Here is a 20,070-nt window from a genome sequence, read left to right as displayed (position 1 = left end):
GGTGAAGGGGCGGTGAGAGTAAAATGGCGGGGATGGGCGTCTACGAGGAGATCCAAGAGGCGGTACGCTACATCCAGTCCAAGACGGACTTCGTTCCCGAGGTGGGGGTGGTGTTGGGCTCGGGGCTTGGGCCTTTGGCGGAGGAGGTGGAGAAGGTGGCAGAGATCCCCTACCGGGAGATCCCCCACTTCCCCCTTTCCACCGCCCCGGGGCACGCCGGGCGGCTCGTGCTGGGGTACCTCGAGGGCAAAAAGGTCCTCGTCTACCAGGGCCGGGTCCACTACTACGAGGGGTATAGCGCCAGCGAGGTGGTCTTCCCCGTGCGGGTGGGCTACTTCCTCGGGGCCAAGACCTTTATCCTCACCTCCGCCGCCGGGGGGTTAAACCCCCGCTTCCGCGCTGGGGGCATCATGCTCCACCTGGACTACATCAACTTCGCCGGGGCCAACCCCTTGCGGGGCCCCAATGACGAGCGCCTGGGCCCCCGCTTCCCCGTGATGTTCGAGGCCTACGATCCGGAGCTCCTCGCCCTGGCCCGCGGGGTGGCCCGGCAGCAGGACCTCCACCTCTTTGAGGGGGTCTACGCCTGGTTCATGGGGCCGAGCTTCGCCAGCCGGGCCGAGCTTAGGATGCTCCGGGAGCTTGGGGCCGATGCCATCGGCATGTCCACGGTGCCCGAGGTGATCGCCCTTAGGCACCTGGGGGCCAGGGTCTTGGGCCTTTCCACCATCACGGACATGGCGGTGCCCGAGCGGGAGCACCACGCCACGGAGGAGGAGGTCTTAAGGGTGGCGGCGGAGACGGGGCCCATTTTCCGCCGCTTTGTGCGCGGCATTTTGGCGGCGCTTTAGATGGGGCTTCCCGAGGTCCTGGAGCGCATCGCCGCCGCCTGCCAGCGTTCCGGGCGGAGGCCGGAGGAGGTGCGGTTGGTGGCGGTGACCAAGGGGCGCACCCCGGAGGAGATCCGGGAGAAGGTCCTCCGCTACGGGGCCTTCCCCTTGGGGGAAAGCCGGGTGCAGGAGGCCTTGAAGAAGATGGAGGCCCTCAGGGCGGAGTGGCACCTGGTGGGCCACCTGCAGCGCAACAAGGCCAAGTTCGCCCCCCGCTTCGCCCTCATCCACTCCCTGGACTCCCTGCGCCTGGCCGAGGCCTTGGAAGGGGTGGGGGCCAAGGCGGGAAAGCGGCTTCGGGTGCTGGTGGAGGTGAACCTGGGGCGGGAGCCCCAGAAGCACGGGGTCTTGGAGGAGGAGCTTCCCGAACTCCTCGCCCGGGTGCGGGAGATGCCCCACCTCGAGGTCCTGGGCTTCATGACCGTGCCCCCCGTGGGCCCTGAAGGGGTGGTGCGCCCCATCTTCAAGAGGCTTTCGGAGCTCGCCGACCGCTACGGCCTCCCCGAGCGCTCCATGGGCATGTCCGACGATTACGTCTTTGCGGTGGAGGAGGGGGCCACGTTGGTGCGGATCGGGCGGGCCCTTTTTGTAGACTAGGGACACATGGATCTCACCCCCTTGGACGTCCGCTACCAGGAGTTCCCCACGGGGCTTCGCGGCTACCAGAAGGAGGCGGTGCGGGGCTATCTGGCCCGGGTGGCGGAGGTGATGGAGGCCCTCATCCAGGAGAACGAGGCCCTGAGGGAGCGGGTGCGCTCCCTGGAGGAGGAGGCCGCCCGGCTAAAGGAGGCGGAAGGGGAGCTGCGGCGGGCGGTGGTAGCGGCGGAGAGGATCGCCCGTGAGCTCAAGGCCCAGGCGGAGAAGGAGGCGGAGCTCATCCGCAAGGAGGCCCAGGCGGCCAAAGAGCAGGTGGTGCGGGAAGCGGCGGAGGAGCTAAAGCGCATCCGCGGGGAAATCGAGCGGGCCAAGCGGGAGAAGGCCCTCTTCCTGACCCAGTTCAGGGGCCTTTTGGAGGGATATCTGGAGTCCTTGAAACGTTTGGAGGAGGGGGCTTGAGCTCCCGGGGAAGGGGCCTTAGGCCCAGGTAAAGCCAAAGCCGGTAGAGGGCTTCCCGCACCCAGTAGCCCAAGGGATAGGGTCCGGGGACGGGGTAGCCCGCCGCTTCTAACCCCAGAAGCCGGGCCAGGAAGAGGGCCCGGGGGAGGTGGGGGGCGTCGGTGATGAGGAGGACAGGGCCCTGGAGGTGGGGCCTGAGGAAGAGGAGGTTCTCGTAGGTGTTTTGGCTTTGGGTTTCGCAAAGGAGGGCTTCCCGGGGCACCCCTCGCCGGGCCAGGTAGCGGCAACCCACCTCCCCCTCGCTCCAGGTGTCCCCCGGGGCCTTTCCCCCGGCCACGGCGATGCGGGGGGCGAGGCCCTTACGGTAGAGGGTGAGGGCGGCCTCGAGGCGGCGCTCCAGGGCGGGGGAGGGCCTGCCCCCGTACTGGGCCGCCCCCAGGACCACCAGGAAGGCGTAGCCCTCCTTGGCCCAGGCGGGGAGGAGGAAGAGGGCGAGGAGGAGCCAGCGCACGGGCCCCACTTTACGCTCGAGGGCTTCCTTTTTGCTATACTGAAGGGGCATTGGAGAAGATCTTCGGCAGGACGGAAGGGCTCAAGAAGAGCGAGCTTAAAAAGCTGTCCAACCTCTACCGCCGCCGGGTGCCCCCGGAGCGGGTCATCACCCCCGAGCTGGCCCAGGCCCTGGCCCAGCTTTCGGCTGAGGTGGGAAGGCCCTTGAGCCTTCTTTTGGACCGGGAGGGCCGGGTGGTGCGGGTGGGGGTGGGGGACGCCAAGGAGCTCCCCATCCCCGAGGGGGCGAGGGCGGAGCGCAGGCTTTCCGGCTTCCGCCTCCTCCACACCCACCTCTCCCCCGGGGGGCTTTCCCGGCCCGACCTTTCCGTGCTTTTCCTGCACCGCCTGGACAGCATGGCCGCCCTCGAGGTGGCGGAGGGAAGGCCCCACACCCTCCACCTGGCCTTCCTCTCTCCCCCCAAGGCTTTGGAGGAGGACTGGCGCATCCTGCCCCCCAGGCCTTACTTCCAGTACCTGGACCTGGACCACCGCAAGGAGGTGGAGGCCTTGGAGGAGGAGCTGGCCCGGCAGGCCCGGGTGCGGGAACTCCAGGACGGAAGCGGGGAAAGGGCCATCTTGGTGGGGGTGGATCTGGGGGAGGGCCCCGAGGCGGAGGCCGCCCTCCAGGAGCTCGCTGAGCTCACCCGCACCGCTGGGGGGGTGCCGGTGAAGCGCCTGCTCGTCTTTCGCAAGCACCTCGACCCCCGGTACCTGGTGGGCCTGGGCAAGCTGGAGGAGCTAAAGAGCCTCGCCTACCACGAAAACGCCTCCACCCTCATTTTCGGCCTGGAGCTTTCCCCCGCCCAGGCCCGGGAGATAGAACGGGCCACGGGGCTTAAGGTCCTGGACCGCACCCAGCTCATCCTGGACATCTTCGCCCTGCACGCCAAGACCCCGGAGGCCCAGGCCCAGGTGGAGTTGGCCCAGCTCAAGTACCTCCTCCCCCGCTTGGTGGGGAAGGGGAAGGAGCTGAGCCGCCTCGGGGGCGGCATCGGCACCCGGGGCCCCGGCGAAACCAAGCTGGAGGTGGACCGGAGGCGCCTCCAGGAGCGCATTGCCCACCTAAGCCGCAAGCTGGAGGAGTACGCCAAAAGGCGGGAGGAGGCGCGCCGGCAACGGAAGCGCCGGGGGGTGCCCCTCATCGCCGTGGTGGGCTACACCAACGCTGGCAAGACCACCCTGCTCCAGGCCCTGGCCCGGGGCGGGGAGCCGGGGGAGGACAAGCTCTTCGCCACCCTGAGGCCCCTCACCCGCCGGGGCTTTTTGCCGGGGGTGGGGGAGGTGCTCTTCACCGACACCGTGGGCTTCATCCGCCACATGCCGGAGGAGCTCCTCACCGCCTTCCGGGCCACCCTCGAGGAGGTGCGGGAGGCGGACCTCCTGGTCCACGTCCTGGACGCCTCGGAGGAGGGGGCCTTGGAGCGGCACCGGGTGGTGGAGGCCCTCCTCCGGGAGCTCGGGGTGGAGGCCCCCCGGGTCCTGGCCCTTTCCAAGGTGGACCGGGCCGCCCCTTACGACGTCTACTACCTCCAGGAGCGGCTTGGCGGGGTGCCGGTTTCCGCCCTGAAGGGCACGGGGCTTCCCGAGCTTAAGGGGGTTCTGGCGGAGGCCCTCCTCCGCGCCGGGGCCAAGCCCCAGGCCTGGGCTCAGTACACGTAAAACCCCTTTAGCCCGGTTTCCTCGGCCCACTGCACCTCCACCTCCTCCACCCGGGCCAGGCGGGGGCCTTGCTTGAGGTGGTGCAAGAAGGCCTTAAGGTCCTCCTCGGGGCCTTCCGCCACCACCTCCACCCGGCCGTCGGGCAGGTTTTCCGCATAGCCGGAAAGCCCCAGTTCCAGGGCCTTCTTCTGGGCAAAGGCCCGATACCCCACCCCTTGCACCCTTCCCTTCACCAAGGCCACCAGGCGCGGCATGAGGGCATTTTAACCCGCCCTGCCACGCGGTTTTCATCTCCTTTCCCTATGCTTAGGGAGATGCGGCGGGGGCTTTTCCTCCTTCTCCTGGTCCTCCTCCTCGGCCTCCTCGCCTGGCCACCCCTTCTGAAGAGGGCGGTGCTCCGGGGCCTGGCCCTGGGGGGGTTTTCGGGACAGGTGGAGGAGGTGCGGGGCCACCTCCTCTTGGGCCTCACCCTGCGGGGGGTGAGGCTTCAGGGGGAGGGGCTCTTTTTGGAGGCGGAGGAGGTGGGGCTCCGCTATGACCTCCTGGGGCTTTTGCGCCGGGAGCTTCCCCTAAGCCTCACCCTGAGGGGCGCCCGGCTTAAGCCCACCTGGGAGGCCCTCTTCCCGGAAAAACCAGGCCCCCCGCCCGCCCTTAAGGTGGTCTTCCGGAGCCTGGTCCTGGAGGACGCCGAGGTGGAGCTCCCCCAGGGGAAAAGGCTTTTCCTTCCCCCTTTGCGCCTTACCCTCGTGGGGGAAAACCCCTACCGCTTCCTGGCACGGCTTCCCGGCGGGAGCTTTCGGGGAGAGGCGAGGGCCTTGGCCCAGGACCTTTCTGCTTGGGAGGTGCGCTATAGGGGGGAGGTTTCGGGGCTTTCCTTCTTCTACCAGGGACTCAAGGGGGGAAGGCTCTTTGGGGTCTTGCGGCTGGGCCCTCAGGGCCCGGAGGGGGAGGCCCAGGTGGAGGGGGGGCTGGTGGAGCTCGTGGGCTTTTCCCTGGCCCAGGTGGAAGGCCCCATCCGCCTTCAGGGGGACCGGGTGACGGCGCGCCTTCGGGGCAGGGGCCTCGAGGGGCCCCTATGGGCGGCGGCGGAGGTGGACCTCAAGGGGGAGCGCTACCGCTTCCGCCTGGAGGGCAGGCCCAAGCTTCCCGCCTTGGCGCGGCACTTCGGCCTTTCCCTCCCCGTGGAGGGGGAGGGGGCGCTGGTCCTGGAGGGGGAAGGCTGGGCGGAGCTCAGGCTGAAGGGGGAGTTCCAAGGGGAAGGGCGGTTTTTAGGGGAACCCTTCCGCCACCGGGGGCAGCTTGGCTTTGACCGGGTCTTCTCCTTGGCGGCGGAGGCGGAGGGGCGGCTTTTTGACCGGACCTACCGCCTGGACTTCGCCCTGGAGGGAAGGGGCTACCGGGTGGCCTTCAGGGATAGCCTGGCAAGCCGCCTGGCCTTTCGGGGGGAGGGGAGCCGCCTTGTGGGCGGGGGGGTCTTGGCCTGGCCCAGGCCCTTGGAGGGCAAGGCGGAGGTGGCCTTGGCCCTGGAGGAAGGGCGCTACCGGGCCCAGGTCAGAAGCCCTGGGGTGCGCCTTCCCCTCTTTGCCCCCTTGGACCTTTCCGGGGAGGTGCAGGGGGAGGGGGGGCGGGTCTATGGACGGCTTGGGCCCTTGGCCCTGTCGGGCCCCTGGAGCGACCTGGCCCTTTCCCTTTCCCCCACGCCCCTGGCGGTGGGCAGCCTCGAGGGGGAAGGCCGCCTGAGGGAGGGTAGGCTTTCCGCCCTCCTCCGCTACGCCTCCCCCTATGCCGCCTTCCCCGTGGCGGTGGCGCAGGAGGCCTCGGGCTTCCGCTTCCAAAGCCCCTACGGGGAGGGGACGTACCGAAGGGGGGTGCTCGCTTTGCGCCTCCTTGGGCTTCCCGTGCGGGCGCTGGACGAGGTGCGCCTTTACGGCGAGGCCTTCTACCGGGAGGGGGCCCTGGGGGGGCGGCTTCGGGCGGAGGGGCGGTACCTCGAGGCGGAGGCCTCCTTGCGCCGGCTTGGGGCGGAGCTTTCCGGGAGGCTCAAAACCCCCTTGGGGGCGCTTCCCTTCAGGGGGGCTTACGACCCGGGGCCGGGCCTATGGCTTCGGGCCGGAGGGCTCCTGCTGGCTTACCGGGAGGCCCTAAGCCTCAAGGGGGAGGCGGCCTTGGGGCCCTTGGCCCTGCGGGCGGACCTCGCCTACGATGGGAGCTTTTCCGGCTTCGCCCAGGTAAAGACCCCTTACGGGATAGAGGGGTGGTTCTTGGGGGCGGGGAGGCGGCTTTTCCTCCGCCTGGGGGGGTATGTGGAGGGGGAAGGGGAGGTTTACCCTGAGCTCCGCCTAAAGGGCCACCTCACGCCCCCCCTTCCCGAGGGGCTTCGCCTCCCTCCCCTCGCCTTCGCCCTGGACCGGGAGGCCCTCCGGGTGGCGGGGGTGGGGGAGGTGGGGCTTCGGGGGCGGTACCCCTTCCGCCTGGACCTCCCCTTCCGCTACCGGGGGGTGGAGGGCCGCCTTTGGGCGGAGGGGGACCTGGAGGGGGGGGCGGTGCGCCTCGCCACCCCCTACGGGACCTTGGAAGGGAAGGGGCCCTGGCGGGCGGTGCGCCTTTGGGGAAGGGGAGCGGCGCCCCTTTTGGGGGAAGGGAGGCTGGCAGGAGCGGTGGACCTCCTGGCCCTGGCCTACCGGGGGGAGGCCTTCTTCCCCAAGGGGGGCTTGGCCTTGGCCTTCTCGGGGCGGGGGGCGGGCTTTCGGCTTGAGGGGAGGGCCCCGGGGCTTCGGCTCCTGGGGGGGTACGAGGGGGGGCTTCGGCTCCTCCTCCAGGCGGAGGGGCTGGACCTATCCCCTTGGGGCCTCCCCTTAAGGGCCACGGGCACCTGGGGCACCCAAGGGGGGAGGCTCCGCCTGGAAAGCCCCTATGGGGAGGCCCTTTTGCAAGGGGAAGGACTTCTTCGGGCAAGGGTGCGCCTCCTCGGGCCCTATGGGGAGGGCGAGGGGGAGGTTTCCCCCTCGGGCTACCGCCTCGCCCTGAAGGCCCACTACCGCCAAGGCGGGGTGGAGGTCCGCGGGGAGGCCTCGGGGGAGGGTAGCTGGGAGGCCTTGGCCCTGGAGGTCCAGGGGGAGGCCCGGCTCCCCTACCTGGACCCCTTGCCCTTCCGGGGCCGGGTGTGGCGGGAAGGAGGCGTGCGCTATGCCCTGGAGGGTCCCGTGCGCCTTGCGGGGGAGGGCCTCGCCTACCAGGGGAGCCTGGCCCTGCCCTTCCGCGCCTTGGGGCGGGAGGGGGAGGTGAGGGGGGTCTTCCAGGGGGAGGGGCTTCGCCTGCGTCTGGAGGGGGAGGGGCGCTTCGCCGGGGTTCCCTTCGCCTGGGAGGGGCGGTACGGGGAGGGCCTCGCCCTCGCCCTGCGCTACCCCGGGGGGGAGGTGGCCCTGGAGAAGGGGCGGGTGCGCCTTGCCCTGGAGGAGGTGGCCCCCTGGGCAGAAGCCTTCGGTTTGGCCCTGACGGGGCGGGTGGAGGGGGAGGTGGGCCTGGACGGCAGGGGGAGGGCGGAGGCGCGCCTCGCCTATGGGAAGGAGCCCTTGGCCCTGGCCTACCAGGATGGGGAGCTTAGCCTGTGGCTGCCCAAGCGGGGGGTGGGCCTCGCCTGGGAGGCCGGGGTGGGGGCGCTTCGGGGCCTTGGGGCGTTGGTGGGCGGAGGGCGGTTGGACCGGGAGGGGGTGGAGGCCGCCTTCCGCTACCGGGGCCTGGATCTGAGCCTCCAGGGCCCCTTAAGCGCCCTTAGGGTGCGGGGGCTTTACCGGGAGGAGGCCCTGGGGGAGACGGGCCTCGAGGCCACCCTGGACCTCTTCGGGCTTAAGGGGGAAGGGAGGGTGCGCCACGCCTCCTCCTACGCCGAGGGAGAGCTCGCCCTTTCCTGGGAAGGGACGAGGTACTGGGGGGAGGGCTCGCTGCGGAGCCTCCGGTATTTGGTCCAGGAGGGTCCTTTGCGGCTTTCGGGGGAAGGAGGGAGGGTGGAGGTCCGGTGGCAGGCCCCCCTGGCCCTGGGGGTGGCCTATGGGGAGGGGCTAAGCCTCTTCGCCCGGGGGCGGGGGGAGGTGGCGGGGTTCCTCCTGGAGGCGGACCTGGGCTACGGGAAGGAGGGGTACGTGGGGTGGCTGCGGGCCTCGAGGAAGGGCCTTACCCTCCTTGCCCAAGGGGAAGGTCCCTTGCGCTTCCGCCTTCAGGGGGAGGGGCTTCCCGGGCGCCTGGCGGCGGAGGGGGAGGTTTCGGGGCTTGCCCTTTCCGGTGCCGCCCGCTACGCCCTGGAGGTGGGGAAGGCGCACCTGGCCGCCGCGGCCCGGCTTGGGGGCACCCTCCTCGCCCCCCGGCTTGCGGGGGAGGGGGTTCTGGCGGGGGAGGGGGCGGGCCTTCCCTTCCGCTTCGCCCAGGAAGGGTTTTCCCTGGGGGGGCTTGCGCTTTCCGCCGAGGCCTCGGGCTTACGGCTTAGGCTTGCGGGGGAGCGGCTTTCCCTGGAGGCGGACCTGGACCTCACGCCCTTTGGCCTGCCCGCCCGGCTGGTGGCGGAAGGGGAGGGCCCTTGGCAGGGTCCTTTGGCCTTCCGGCTCCTCAGGCCGGAAGGGGAGGTGGCGGGGCGGGCCTGGCTTTCTCCCTTGCGGGCGGAGTTCCAGGGGGAGGCCTATGGGGAGGCGTTCCGGGGGTCGTACGGGGCGGAGGGGCTTGCCCTCTCGTTCCTCGGGCCCAGGGTGCTGGGGGAGGTGCGGTACCAGGAGGCCCTCTCCGGGCGGCTCCAGGTGGCCTACCCCCTTCCCGAAGGGGGGGTGCGGGGCGAGGTGGACCTAGGGTCGGGGCGGTTTGCCCTTCGGGGGGAGGGGGCGCTTTGGGGCGGGGGTGAAGGGCGCTTCTGCCTGCCTAGGCCCTTGGGGGCCTGTGCGGGCCTGGAGGGCGAGGTGGCCTTGGGCTTGGGCTACCGGGAGGTTTCCTTCCGGGGGGCGTACCGCTACCGGGCCGAGGCCGGGTACCTGGGGGCGTGGTGGGGGGAGGGGGCGGTGGAAAGCCCCTATGGCGGGGTACGGCTGGTGGGCCGGGGGGAGGGCTTGGACCTTGTGGGGGAGGGGCTTCCCCTGACGGGGCGGCTGGAGCTTGCCCCCTTCCGCCTGGCCTACCGCTACCAAGGCCCCTTGCCCCGGGGGCTTGGGGAGCTCTGGGCCGAGGGCACCTACCCCGGGCCTTGGCTTTCCGGGCGGTACGCCTATGGGGGGGTGGCCTTGGCCCTGGAGGGCTTGCCGGGCTTCCGGGTGGCCCTCCAGGGGGAAGGGGTAAAGGGGGAGGTGGGGCCCGAGGGGCTGGAGCTGGCCCTTTCCGGCTTCGCTTACGGCCCCTTGCGCCTTTGGGGGGAGGTGGGGGGTTCTTGGCGGGAGGTGGGGCTTAACCTGCGCCTCGCCGCCCTCGGCCGGGAGGCGCAGGTGGCGGGGGTGTACGGGAAGGAGGGGTTGCGCCTTGGCCTCCGGGGGGACCTCGAGGGGGAGGTGGCCTGGGACGGGGCCTGGCGGGGGGAGGTGGCCTTCCGCGAGGGGAGGGTTGCCCTCGAGGGGGAAGGGCTTCCCCGGCTCCGGGGGACGGTGCTGGGGGAGGAGGTGGCCTTGGCCTGGCCCCGGCTCACCCTGGGGGGTCTGGGCCTGGACCTGGTGGCGCGGGAGGCCCAGGGGGAGGCTACCCTCCTCCGGGGCCTCCTCCCGGGGGGCGTGGCCGCCCGGGGGGCGGGGAAGAGGCTTTTCCTGGCCTACCGGGTGCCGGGGGTAGGGCTTCCCCTGGAGGGGGAGCTGGACCTGGAAAGCCTCGCCCTCACCCTCTCGAGCCCCGAGGGCACCGGGGCCCTGCGCTACGCCCAAGGCCAGGTTTCGGGAGGCCTGGCCTTGGAGGTGGGGGGCGTGGCCCTTCGCCTCCAGGGGGAAGGGGCCAAGGTGGGGATAGAGGGGGAGCACCCCGCCTTCCCCTGGTGGGCGGCGGGGGCGGGGCGCCTTGGAGGAGAGGTGGGCCTGGACGGGGCCTACCGCCTGGACTACCGGGCGGGGGAGCAGGAGGTGCGCCTAGAGGGGCGCCTCCTCTCCGCTGAGCTCACCGCTACGGGGCCCTACCTGGAGGGTCGCCTCGCCTACCCGCCCGGGGGCGAGCTTAGGGTGGACCTACCCCTTCCCCCCCTGGAAAGCCGCTTCCAGGGCCGGATCTTGGGAGAGGGGCTTCGGGTGGAGGGGGTCTTGGCGGGGGGTGTGGGCCGGGTGGAAGCCCAGGGGACCCTCCTCCCCTTGGCCCTGGACCTCACCCTCCAGGAGGCGGCCCTGGAGGACTTCCTGGGCCGCTACACCCCCTACCTCAAGGGGCGGGTTTCCGGAAGCCTCGCCCTGAAGGGGGGCGGGGCGGAGGGGGCGGTCTCGGGGGCGGTGGAGGTGGCGGGCACGCGCCTTTCCTTGAGCTTCAAGGGGCGCCTGGGGCCGGGGGGCCTCTCTGGGGAAGGGCGCCTGGGGGAAACCCCCTTCCGGGTGGCCCTGGAAGGGGAAAGGCTGGACCTTACGGCAAGCCCTCGAGGCTTCCCCCTCCACCTTCTCCTGGCCGCGGTGGCGGGGCCCTTGGAGGGGGAGGCCTACTGGACGGGGGCGGTGCGCCTCCGGGTGCCCCTGGCTGACCCTTGGCGGGGGGAAGGGGTTTTGGTGGGGGAGAGCCTGGTCTTCCGGGGTGGGGAGGATGAGCTTAGGGGACGGGCGGCCTTCCGCCTCGAGGGGGGAAAGGTGTGGGTGGAGGCCTTGCGCTTGGCGGGCCGGGGCGTGTGGGAGGGCGGGGGGTACTGGAGCCCCCAGGGAAGCGACCTTTACCTGAACCTGAAGGACACGGTCTTCACCCCCGTGCTCCAGGTGGTGCCGGCCCTCAAGCCCTACCGTCCCGAGGGCTCGGGGAGCCTGAGCCTGCGCCTGAAAGGAGAAAGCTTCCAGGTGGGCTTCAAGGACTTCCGCTTCCGGCTAGGCCCGGTGGCCGGGTACGTGCCCGAGGGGCTCCTGTCCCTGGATGGAGGGGCCAAGGCGGAAGGGGAGCTCACCCTCACGGCCCCCTTCCCGGGGCAGGCCAGGCTGGGCCTCGAGGGCCGCTTGGAAGACTTCCGGGTGAGCGCCAAGGGGGAGGTGTCCCTTCCCGGGCTCAAGGAGGCCACCCCGGCGGAGGTGGTCTTCCGCTACCCCACAGGTCTCTTGGAGGTTCGTCTGGGAGGGTTAGAAGCCCAGGGAACCCTTTTTCCGTTACGTCTTGCTGGTTATGGCCGATTGACCCTGACCTATCCTAGCCTTTACTTGCAGGAGGGCCTCTTGGACGTGAAAGGTTTCTTCTTGTACCAAGAAGGAGGTAATTACCACCTGACCGCTAATGCCGAGGTATTGCGTGCCCGTCTCGTCTTCTCTTCGGCTCGGGAAAACGAGGCTAGGGGGCCGAAGGAGGCTGGTCCTTCGCAGCCGCTTCCCTTGGTGTTTGAGAACGTTCGTTTGTATGCGGAAAGAGGCGTTCTTGTCCAGGAGAGTTTGGTTCAAGGTGAGGTAGGTGGGGAGGTGTACTTGGGTGGGCCCTACCAGGATCCCTACCTTTCAGGAGAGGCCCGTCCTCTTCGGGGCACTTTCCGCTTGTGGGACGTGCTTTTCAACGTTGTGCCTGAAGGAAGTGCCATACGCTTTAGTCCCAGCCTGGGTATCCTGCCTGAGTTCACCCTTCGGGCCACTGGCCAGGCACGGGGCTACGTCTTGCACCTTCAGGCAGAAGGGGGCTTTTTCCGTGAAAATGGCCGGGTAAAGCTTCGCTTGGATCCCAAGCTGACCACAGAGCCCGAGCTAAGCGAACTGGAAGCCTATTCCCTTTTGATCCTGGGTACCCCGGATCTAAATCAGGTTTTGGATGCTTTACCCCAAACCGTTTTGAGTGCGGCGTTGGAGAGCCTACTTGTGGGTCAACTGGAGCAGGAGCTTGGACGGGTCTTGGGACTCGATCAATTCCAGATACGCGCGCCGCTGTTCCAGGGTGGGCAGTTGGAGGATACCCGCTTTTCGGTGGGCAAATACGTAACACCAAATTTGTTTTTGGGGTACGAGGTAGACCTGCGAGGAGCACAAAGCGTGTTTGCCCAGTACCGCCAGGATAGACTGACCCTTTCCTTGAGTTCCCGGTTCCCGGTGGGGGAAGGTGCTTACCAGACGGTCGCTTTTCAGCTTGGATACGAGCTTACACCTACCCTGGGTCTTTCCATAGGCGTGGAAAGTGGCGAGAGCGTGCGCTTTAGCGTGGGCGCCCTTTATCGGTGGTAGCATGGCCCGGTATGCGCGCTTTGGCCAAGCTGGCCCCGGAAGAAGGCCTAACCCTGGTGGAACGTCCCCGCCCCGAGCCGGGCCCGGGGGAGGTTTTGGTGCGGGTGGAGGCGGCGAGCATCTGCGGCACCGACCTCCACATCTGGAAGTGGGACGCCTGGGCCAGGGGGAGGGTCCGTCCTCCCCTCATCACCGGGCACGAGTTCAGCGGCGTGGTGGAGGCCGTGGGCCCTGGGGTCAAGCGCCCCCAGGTGGGGGACCACGTGAGCCTGGAAAGCCACATCGTCTGCCACGCCTGCCCCGCTTGCCGCACGGGCAACTACCACGTCTGCCTGAACACGGAGATCCTGGGGGTGGACCGGGACGGAGGGTTCGCTGAGTACGTGGTGGTGCCGGCGGAGAACGCCTGGGTCAACCCCAAGGACCTGCCCTTTGAGGTGGCTGCCATCCTGGAGCCCTTCGGCAACGCCGTGCACACGGTCTACGCCGGAAGCGGGGTTTCGGGCAAGAGCGTTCTCATCACGGGAGCGGGGCCCATCGGCCTCATGGCGGCCATGGTGGCCCGGGCGAGCGGGGCGGGGCCCATTCTCGTCTCCGACCCCAACCCCTACCGCCTGGCCTTCGCCAAGCCCTATGCGGACCGTCTGGTGAACCCCCTGGAGGAGGACCTCCTCCAGGTGGTGCGGGAGGTCACGGGGAGTGGGGTAGAGGTGCTGCTAGAGTTTTCCGGGAACGAAAGTGCCATCCACCAGGGCCTCATGGCCCTGATCCCGGGGGGCGAGGCCCGGATTCTCGGCATCCCTTCAGACCCCATCCGCTTCGACCTGGCGGGGGAGTTGGTCATGCGGGGGATCACCGCCTACGGCATCGCCGGCCGGCGGCTTTGGCAAACCTGGATGCAGGGCACCGCCTTGGTCTACTCGGGCCGGGTGGACCTCACCCCCCTCATCACCCACCGCCTGCCCCTAAGCCGCTACCGGGAAGCCTTCGGGCTCCTGGCCTCGGGCCAGGCGGTGAAGGTGATCCTGGACCCTAAGGCGTAAGCTCCCCTGGGGTAGCCTCTACCCCGAAAGGGGGTAGAGGATGACGAGAAGGCGCTTCTTGGCCGCCCTTTCCGCCCTCGCCCTGGCCCGGGGGCAAGGCTTGAAGGTGGAGAGGGTGGCGGAGGGCTTGGAGGTCCCCTGGGCCCTCGCCTTTTTGCCCGGCGGGGGGTTTTTGCTGTCCGAGCGGCCGGGGCGCATCCGGCTGGTGCGGGGCGGGAGGGTGGCCACCTACGCCGAGCTTCCCGTCTACCACCGTGGGGAGTCGGGGCTTTTGGGCCTGGCCCTCCACCCCCGCTTTCCCCAGGAGCCCTACGTCTACGCCTACCGCACGGTGGCGGAGGGGGGTTTGCGGAACCAGGTGGTGCGCCTAAGGCACGAGGGGGAACGGGGGGTTTGGGACCGGGTGGTCCTAGACGGCATCCCCGCCCGCCCCCACGGTCTCCACTCCGGGGGGCGGATCGCCTTCGGCCCCGATGGGATGCTCTACGTCACCACGGGGGAGGTGTACGAGCGGGAGATGGCCCAGGACCTTTCCTCCTTGGGGGGCAAGATCCTGCGGATCACCCCTGAGGGCGAGCCCGCCCCGGGGAACCCCTTTCTGGGAAGGCGGGGGGCCCGGCCCGAGATCTACAGCCTGGGCCACCGCAACCCCCAGGGCCTCGCCTGGCACCCGGAAACGGGGGAGCTTTTCGCCAGCGAGCACGGGCCGAGCGGGGAGCAAGGCTTCGGGCACGACGAGGTGAACCTCATCGTTCCGGGGGGGAACTACGGCTGGCCCAGGGGGGTGGGCCGCCTGGGGGATGCCCGCTACCAAGACCCCCTTTACTTCTTCCCCCAGGGCTTCCCCCCGGGGAACCTGGCCTTCTTCCGCGGGGCGCTTTACCTGGCGGGGCTTCGGGGGGAGGCCCTTTTGCGCCTGGTCCTTGCGGGGGGCAAGGGGAACTGGCGCGTGGTGCAGGTGGAGGAGGCCCTTAGGGGCTTCGGGCGCCTAAGGGAGGTGCAGGTGGGGCCTGATGGGGCCCTTTACGTCACCACCTCCAACCGGGATGGCCGAGGGCAAGTCCGCCCGGGGGACGACAAGGTCCTCCGCCTCCTTTAGGCTTAGGGCGTGGAGCGCGTGCTGCCCTTCCGCTTTGACGAGGGTGAGGGGGTCTTCTGGCTTTTGGATCAAAGGCGGCTTCCCCTGGAGGAGGTCTGGGTGCCGGTGCGCACGGCCAAGGAGATGGCGGAGGCCATCCGGGCCATGGTGGTGCGGGGGGCGCCTGCCATTGGGGTGTCGGCGGCCTTTGGCATGGTCCTCGCCCACCTCCGGGGCGAGAGTCCGGAGGAGGCGGACCGCCTCCTCCGCCAAAGCCGACCCACGGCGGTAAACCTCTTTTACGCCCTGGACCGCATGCGCCCCCACTGGGGGGACCTGGGGGCAAGCCTAAAGGAAGCCCAAGCCCTTTGGCGGGAGGTGGAGGAGACGGAAAAGGCGATAAGCCGCCACGGGGCCAGGGTGCTCCGGGGCCGGGTCCTCACTCACTGCAACACGGGGCCCCTCGCCACCGGGGGGTACGGGACGGCGCTCGGGGCCATCCTCGAGGCCCACCGCCAGGGGCGGGTGAGCCACGTCTGGGTGGACGAAACCAGGCCCTACCTGCAAGGGGCCCGCCTCACCGCCTTTGAGCTCAAGAAGGCGGGGGTTCCCGCCACCCTCATCGCCGACAACATGGCGGGCTTCCTCATGCAACGGGGCCAGGTGGACGCGGTGGTGGTGGGGGTGGACCGCATGGCCCTAAACGGCGACTTCGCCAACAAGATCGGCACCTACGCCCTGGCGGTGTTGGCCCACCACCATGGGGTTCCCTTCTACGCCGCCTTGCCCCTTTCCTCCGTGGACCCCAGGCTTCCAAGCGGGGAGGGCATCCCCATAGAGGAGCGTTCCCCGGAGGAAGTCCTCACCCTCCAAGGGGTGCGCCTAGCCCCCGAGGGCTTCCCCGCCTACCACCCCGCCTTCGACCTGACCCCCCACCGCTACCTCACGGGGATCATCACGGAAAAAGGGGTGCTCTACCCGCCCTTTGACGAGGCGCTAAGGGATGCCTTGGGCCTTTCTTGAAGCGCTTTTGGGCCACGCCTGCCCCGGGTGCGGCGGCGCCCTGGACGAGCCCCTCCTTTGCGCTGCCTGCCGCCGGGGTCTTAAGGCCCAGGGGGCGGGGGAGATGGTTTACTTGGGCCTCTACCCCAGGGTGGGGGGGCTGGTGCGGGCCTTGAAGTACGGGAGGCGCTTTGGCCTCGCCCCTCTCCTGGCCCGTCCCTTGGCGGAAGGGGTTCTAGACCAGGGCTGGACCCTTTCCGGGGTGACGGCGGTGCCCACCCTTCTACCCCGCCTTTTGCGACGGGGCTATAACCCCCCGGAGCTTTTGGCCCAGGAGGTGGCCCGCCTCCTTCGCCTCCCCTACCGCCGGGTCCTGGCCCGGGTGCGCTACGCCCCAAGCCAGCCTCTCCGGGGCCGGGGGAGGACCCGGCTTCCCCCGGGGCTTTTCGCCCCCAGGGCCCGGGTGGGGGGAGCTTGGCTTTTGCTGGACGACGTCTTGACCAGCGGGGCCACCTTCCTGAGGGCTCGAGAGGCCCTGCTCCAAGCGGGGGCAGAAAGGGTGTACGGGGCCTTCCTCGCCGTGCGGGACCCCGCCGCCCTCGGGCCTTACCGCTAGGGACCACATTCCTAAATAACCTTACCTCCTAGACTGGAGGGAAAGGGGGTGGACGTGAGGAAGCTTCGCCGCCTAGAGGACCTCCTCCCCCACCTCAGGGAAGGGCGCTACCGCTTGGGTCCCCACGTGGCCAAGCACATGCTCCAGGAGGGCTTCAGCGAGCTAGACATCCTGCGGGCCTTGGAATGGGGTAGGGAGCTTTGCATTTACCCCGAGGACCAGCGAATGCTGGTGCTGGGCTATATGGTCTTTCCCCCTCGGCTGAAGCTTCCCCTGCACGTGGTGTTGGAGTACGCCAAGCCGCGGCACGTGGACATCGTCACCGCCTTCATCCCCAAGGAGCCTCACCGGGTCTACTCTAGGAAGCGCCTCGCCGCCATCCTCCGCTTTGACGGGGCCTTGGAGGAGGTGCGTTGGAGCTTACCCAAGGAAGCTTACCCCGCCTGGGAGTAGGCCCAGGCAGGGGAGGGGTGGGGCTTAGCGCTTGAGCTCGCGGACCACCGCCTGGGTGAGGTCGGTGTCCTCGTCGGCGTAGACCACCAGGCCGGACTGGGCCGCCACCTGGCGGCTCATGACCACGGCGAAGCCCTGGGCCTTGGCCACCTTGGCGATGGCCGCATCCACGTCCTCGAGGACGGGCTTGAGGACCTGATTTTGCCGGTCCTGCCACTTCTTGAGCGTGTCCTGGTAGGTCTTGAGAAGGGCGTCGTAGTCCTGACGCTCCTTGGCCGAGGCTTGGCCGGCCCGCACCTTTTGGTCTAGGGGCTTGAGCTTCTCCTCCAGGGGGGAAAGCTCCTTCTTGGCCTGAGCCTGCACCTCCTGGACCTTCTTGTAGTCGGGGTGGGCCTGGATAAGGGCGTCGGCGTCCACGAAGCCAATGCGGCTGGCCACGTTCTTGTTCTGGGCCAGCATGGGGGTGAGGAGGGCGCCGAGGGCCAGGAAGAGGGCAGCTAGGGGAAGCCGTTTCATGGGCCTAAGCCTATCCGCTTCGGGTTAGGCCAGGGTGAGAGAAAGCTCCCTTTCCCCTTGAAGCGAGGGGGGGTAGGATGCTCCTTGGAGGTGAAGGGTATGCGCAAGACGCTTTGGTTGTTGGCGCTTTTGGCCTTGGGTTCCCTAGCCTTGGCCCAGCGGGCGGTTTCCTTCCGGCTCTCCTTGCCCCCTGCGGGGCTTGGTTTGGGCCTGGAGGCTTCCTTGGAGCAAAGCCTGGCTTTCCGGGGCTTCGCTGACCTCTTTCCTGGGGGTCCAAGCTTCCTGGTGGGGGGAGAGCTCCTCTTCAAGCCGGACTTGGGCCAGTTGGACCGGGACCTTCGGGGGATTAGACCCTATTTCGGTGGGGGGCTTGCTGGGCGGTTCGCTCAAAGTGGCGACCTCGGCCTTCACCTCTCCTTGGGGGTAGAGGTGCTCTTGGACCCCAGGACGGGGGTTTTCCTGGACGGGGAGTACTTCTACCCCTTCGGGGGTGGGGGCTCTTCCAGTCGAGTGGTGCTTGGGGCAAACTTGCGATAAGAAAGGAGTACGGTGTTCCCCGCCCGAAGGGCGGGGACATTTTTACCCTTCACCTTGGGATAAGCTAGCGGTGAGAGGAGGCTAAAGATGCTGGTTCGCGACTGGATGACCAAGGACCCCCTCACCGTGAGCCCCGACACCCCGGTATTGGAGGCCATCAACCTGTTGAAGCACAAGGGCTTCCGGCGCCTGCCCGTGGTCAAGGGCGGCAAGCTCGTGGGCCTGGTGACGGACAAGGACCTCAAGGACGCCATGCCCTCCAAGGCCACCACCCTTTCCGTGTGGGAGATGAACTACCTCCTTTCCAAGCTCACCGTGGAGGAGGTCATGGCTAAGCCCGTGGTCACCGTGGGGGTGGAGGAGCCCTTGGAAAAGGCCGCCCTCCTCATGGAGGAACGGAAGATCGGCGGCCTGCCGGTGATGGAGGGGGATCGGCTCGTGGGCATCATCACCGTGACCGACGTGCTTCGGGCCTTCATTGAGGTCTTGGGTCTTAAGCTTGGGGGCCTTCGCATCACCGTGGACATTCCCGACGTCCCGGGGGCTCTGGCCCAGATGGCCCAGGGGGTGCCCCCGGCCAACATCGTTTCCATCGCCACCGCCGCCCACCTCGAGGGCTACCAGCGCCTGGTGATGCGGGTGGTGGGGGAGGACGTGGAAGGGGTGCCCAAGCGCCTGGAGGCCGCCGGGGAGCGGGTGGTGGATGTCCGCCCCGGCTAGGCCCCGTTCCGGTAAGCGGGGTAGGAGCCCAGGACCTTCAAGAAGGCCGCCCGGCGCAGGAGGCCCAAAAGGGCCTGGGCGGGTCCGGGTTCTTCCAGGTGGCCTTCCAAATCTAGGTAAAAGAGGTAGCTAAAGGGTTTGTCCCGCCTAGGCCGGGACTCCAGCTTGGTGAGGTTCACCCCGGCCTCGGCGAAGACCTGCAAGGCCTCCAAAAGCCCCCCGGGGCGGTGGCGCACGGCGAAGACGATGCTGGTCTTGTGGGGGCCTTCCCCCTTCTTCGCCTCCTCGCGACCGATGACGAAGAAGCGGGTGTAGTTGTGGGGGTAGTCCTCGATGTTTTCCGCCAGGACCGCAAGGCCATAGAGCTCTGCCGCCCGCCTCGAGGCGATGGCCCCCACCCCGGGCTCGGGGTGTTCCGCCAGGGCCCGGGCGGCCCCGGCGGTGTCGTAGACGGGGATGGGGGTGAGGCGAAGCCGGGCCAGGAAGCCGTCGCACTGGGCCAGGGCCTGGGGGTGGCTTTTCACCGCCTTAAGCTCCTTGAGCTCCACGCCTTGGGGTGCCAAGAGGCAGTGTTCTACCCGGTGGACGACCTCCCCTACCACGTGCAGGTCGCTTTCCAGGAGGAGGTCGTAGGTCTGGTTGATGCTGCCTGCGGTGGTGTTCTCCACGGGCACCACCCCAAGCTCCGCCTCCCCCGTTTCCACCGCCTCAAAAACCTGGTGGAAGGTGGGGAAGCCCACGGGGGTGGCGCCGGGGAAGGTCTTGAGGAGAGCCTCCTCGCTGTACGCCCCTTCGGTGCCCTGGAAAGCGATCCTCATGCCCTCCATGGTACAAGCACCCTGGACAGGGGAAAAAGGCCTGGCGTAGCATGGCCTTCGTGGCGCGGCTCCTTGTGGTGGACGATGACCCCCGCATCCGCCACCTCCTCGAGGTGGTCCTTTCCGGCTCCGGCCACGAGGTGGTCTTGGCGGCTTCCGCCAAAGACGCCTTGGAGTTTCTGCGGAGGGAAACGCCGGATCTCATCCTTTTGGACATCATGATGCCGGACATGGACGGCCTCACCCTCTTGGGCCGCATCCGGGCGGTGCGCCGCCTAAGCCGGGTACCCGTCATCATGTTCACCGGCGGGGGGCAGGAGCTGGAGGGCCCAAGCCGGGCTTTGGGGGCGGATCTCTTCTTGGAAAAGCCCATCAGCGGGCGCCGGCTCAAGCAGGCGGTGGAAAGCCTCCTTACCCGGGAGGGGTACCTCCTCCCAGGGGGCGAGCGGGTGGGCACCTTGGCGGAGGTGGGGGGAAGGCTCCGGCAGGCCCTGCCGGAGGAGGAGCGCTTCCGCCTCCTCTGGCGAAAAACGCAAAGCCGCCGCGCCCTGCTCGCCAACCTGGTGGCCAAGGGCTGGACCGAGGCGCTCCTGCGCCGCCTGCTCCCGGGGGAGTACGACCTGTACGATATCCTCGGCCACCTGGCCTACGGCTGGCCCCTCCTTTCCCTGAAGGAGCGGGCGGCCCGGGCCGAGGACGCCCGGTTTGCTTCCCTCCTCCAGGAGTACCTGAAGGCCAAGCGGCTGCCCCTGGAAGGGGACGGCCTCTTGGAGGAGCTGGCGGAAACCCTATACGCTTAGAGG

17 protein-coding genes are annotated in these 20,070 nt (G+C 69.0%); 13 read left to right on the top strand and 4 right to left on the bottom strand.

What is annotated here, in order from left to right; genetic code table 11:
* The first annotated feature begins 23 nt into the window (after nt 1-23).
* From ABXG85_RS02565 to ABXG85_RS02555, 3 genes are read left to right on the top strand one after another with little or no spacing between them, the layout of a single operon-like run.
* The gene (locus ABXG85_RS02565; protein WP_353512175.1) at nt 24-851 is read left to right on the top strand and encodes a purine-nucleoside phosphorylase; all 828 of its coding nucleotides are present in this window, start codon (nt 24-26) and stop codon (nt 849-851) included.
* Nucleotides 852-1,487, top strand: a complete 636-nt coding sequence (locus tag ABXG85_RS02560; RefSeq protein ID WP_353512174.1) for a YggS family pyridoxal phosphate-dependent enzyme — start codon at nt 852-854, stop codon at nt 1,485-1,487. It abuts the gene before it with no gap.
* A 6-nt stretch (nt 1,488-1,493) separates the two neighbouring features.
* Nucleotides 1,494-1,946, top strand: coding sequence for a DivIVA domain-containing protein (locus ABXG85_RS02555; protein ID WP_353512173.1), 453 nt, complete (start codon nt 1,494-1,496; stop codon nt 1,944-1,946).
* Here ABXG85_RS02555 and ABXG85_RS02550 read toward each other — a convergent pair.
* Nucleotides 1,888-2,508 (bottom strand): YdcF family protein, encoded by a 621-nt coding sequence (locus ABXG85_RS02550; protein ID WP_486401639.1) that lies wholly within the window; start codon nt 2,506-2,508, stop codon nt 1,888-1,890. The genes ABXG85_RS02555 and ABXG85_RS02550 overlap by 59 nt on opposite strands.
* Between ABXG85_RS02550 and hflX the strand changes: the two genes are divergently transcribed.
* Nucleotides 2,508-4,157, top strand: a complete 1,650-nt coding sequence (hflX, locus tag ABXG85_RS02545) for a GTPase HflX (protein WP_353512171.1) — start codon at nt 2,508-2,510, stop codon at nt 4,155-4,157. The genes ABXG85_RS02550 and hflX overlap by 1 nt on opposite strands.
* Here hflX and ABXG85_RS02540 read toward each other — a convergent pair.
* Nucleotides 4,145-4,411: an acylphosphatase gene (locus ABXG85_RS02540; RefSeq protein ID WP_353512170.1), complete on the bottom strand. Its 267-nt coding sequence runs from the start codon at nt 4,409-4,411 to the stop codon at nt 4,145-4,147. The genes hflX and ABXG85_RS02540 overlap by 13 nt on opposite strands.
* Before the next feature lie 48 nt (nt 4,412-4,459).
* Between ABXG85_RS02540 and ABXG85_RS02535 the strand changes: the two genes are divergently transcribed.
* The 6 genes from ABXG85_RS02535 to ABXG85_RS02510 are packed head-to-tail and all read left to right on the top strand — an operon-like array spanning nt 4,460 to nt 16,676.
* A complete protein-coding gene (locus ABXG85_RS02535; protein ID WP_486401638.1) occupies nt 4,460-12,484 on the top strand; it encodes a translocation/assembly module TamB domain-containing protein in 8,025 nt (2,674 codons plus the stop codon).
* 11 nt (nt 12,485-12,495) lie between these two features.
* A complete protein-coding gene (gene tdh, locus ABXG85_RS02530; RefSeq protein WP_353512169.1) occupies nt 12,496-13,527 on the top strand; it encodes an L-threonine 3-dehydrogenase in 1,032 nt (343 codons plus the stop codon).
* A gap of 40 nt (nt 13,528-13,567) precedes the next feature.
* Nucleotides 13,568-14,626, top strand: a complete 1,059-nt coding sequence (locus ABXG85_RS02525; protein WP_353512168.1) for a PQQ-dependent sugar dehydrogenase — start codon at nt 13,568-13,570, stop codon at nt 14,624-14,626.
* Nucleotides 14,627-14,635: 9 nt separating this feature from the next.
* Nucleotides 14,636-15,628: an S-methyl-5-thioribose-1-phosphate isomerase gene (gene mtnA / locus ABXG85_RS02520; RefSeq protein ID WP_353512167.1), complete on the top strand. Its 993-nt coding sequence runs from the start codon at nt 14,636-14,638 to the stop codon at nt 15,626-15,628.
* Nucleotides 15,609-16,223: a ComF family protein gene (locus ABXG85_RS02515; RefSeq protein ID WP_353512166.1), complete on the top strand. Its 615-nt coding sequence runs from the start codon at nt 15,609-15,611 to the stop codon at nt 16,221-16,223. The genes mtnA and ABXG85_RS02515 overlap by 20 nt, the downstream gene beginning before the upstream one ends.
* 54 nt (nt 16,224-16,277) lie before the next feature.
* Nucleotides 16,278-16,676 carry a DUF4258 domain-containing protein gene (locus ABXG85_RS02510; RefSeq protein WP_353512165.1) on the top strand — a complete coding sequence of 133 codons (399 nt, stop codon included), beginning with the start codon at nt 16,278-16,280 and terminating at the stop codon, nt 16,674-16,676.
* Nucleotides 16,677-16,700: 24 nt separating this feature from the next.
* Here ABXG85_RS02510 and ABXG85_RS02505 read toward each other — a convergent pair whose 3' ends face one another.
* Nucleotides 16,701-17,192, bottom strand: a complete 492-nt coding sequence (locus ABXG85_RS02505) for an OmpH family outer membrane protein (RefSeq protein ID WP_353512164.1) — start codon at nt 17,190-17,192, stop codon at nt 16,701-16,703.
* Between the two features lie 99 nt (nt 17,193-17,291).
* Here ABXG85_RS02505 and ABXG85_RS02500 point away from each other — a divergent pair, with 99 nt between their 5' ends.
* Together ABXG85_RS02500 and ABXG85_RS02495 are read left to right on the top strand one after the other, a co-directional pair.
* Nucleotides 17,292-17,729 carry a hypothetical protein gene (locus ABXG85_RS02500; protein WP_353512163.1) on the top strand — a complete coding sequence of 146 codons (438 nt, stop codon included), beginning with the start codon at nt 17,292-17,294 and terminating at the stop codon, nt 17,727-17,729.
* Between the two features lie 87 nt (nt 17,730-17,816).
* Nucleotides 17,817-18,449 carry a CBS and ACT domain-containing protein gene (locus ABXG85_RS02495; protein WP_353512162.1) on the top strand — a complete coding sequence of 211 codons (633 nt, stop codon included), beginning with the start codon at nt 17,817-17,819 and terminating at the stop codon, nt 18,447-18,449.
* Here the strand turns inward: ABXG85_RS02495 and pheA are convergent.
* Nucleotides 18,446-19,267 (bottom strand): prephenate dehydratase, encoded by an 822-nt coding sequence (gene pheA / locus ABXG85_RS02490; RefSeq protein ID WP_353512161.1) that lies wholly within the window; start codon nt 19,265-19,267, stop codon nt 18,446-18,448. The genes ABXG85_RS02495 and pheA overlap by 4 nt on opposite strands.
* Nucleotides 19,268-19,317: 50 nt before the next feature.
* Between pheA and ABXG85_RS02485 the strand changes: the two genes are divergently transcribed.
* A complete protein-coding gene (locus tag ABXG85_RS02485; RefSeq protein ID WP_353512160.1) occupies nt 19,318-20,067 on the top strand; it encodes a response regulator in 750 nt (249 codons plus the stop codon).
* The last annotated feature ends 3 nt before the right edge of the window (nt 20,068-20,070 follow it).

Origin of the sequence: Thermus sp. LT1-2-5, from assembly GCF_040363165.1 — a bacterium.
GTDB lineage: Bacteria > Deinococcota > Deinococci > Deinococcales > Thermaceae > Thermus.
This window is presented reverse-complemented; position numbering and strand designations above follow the sequence as displayed.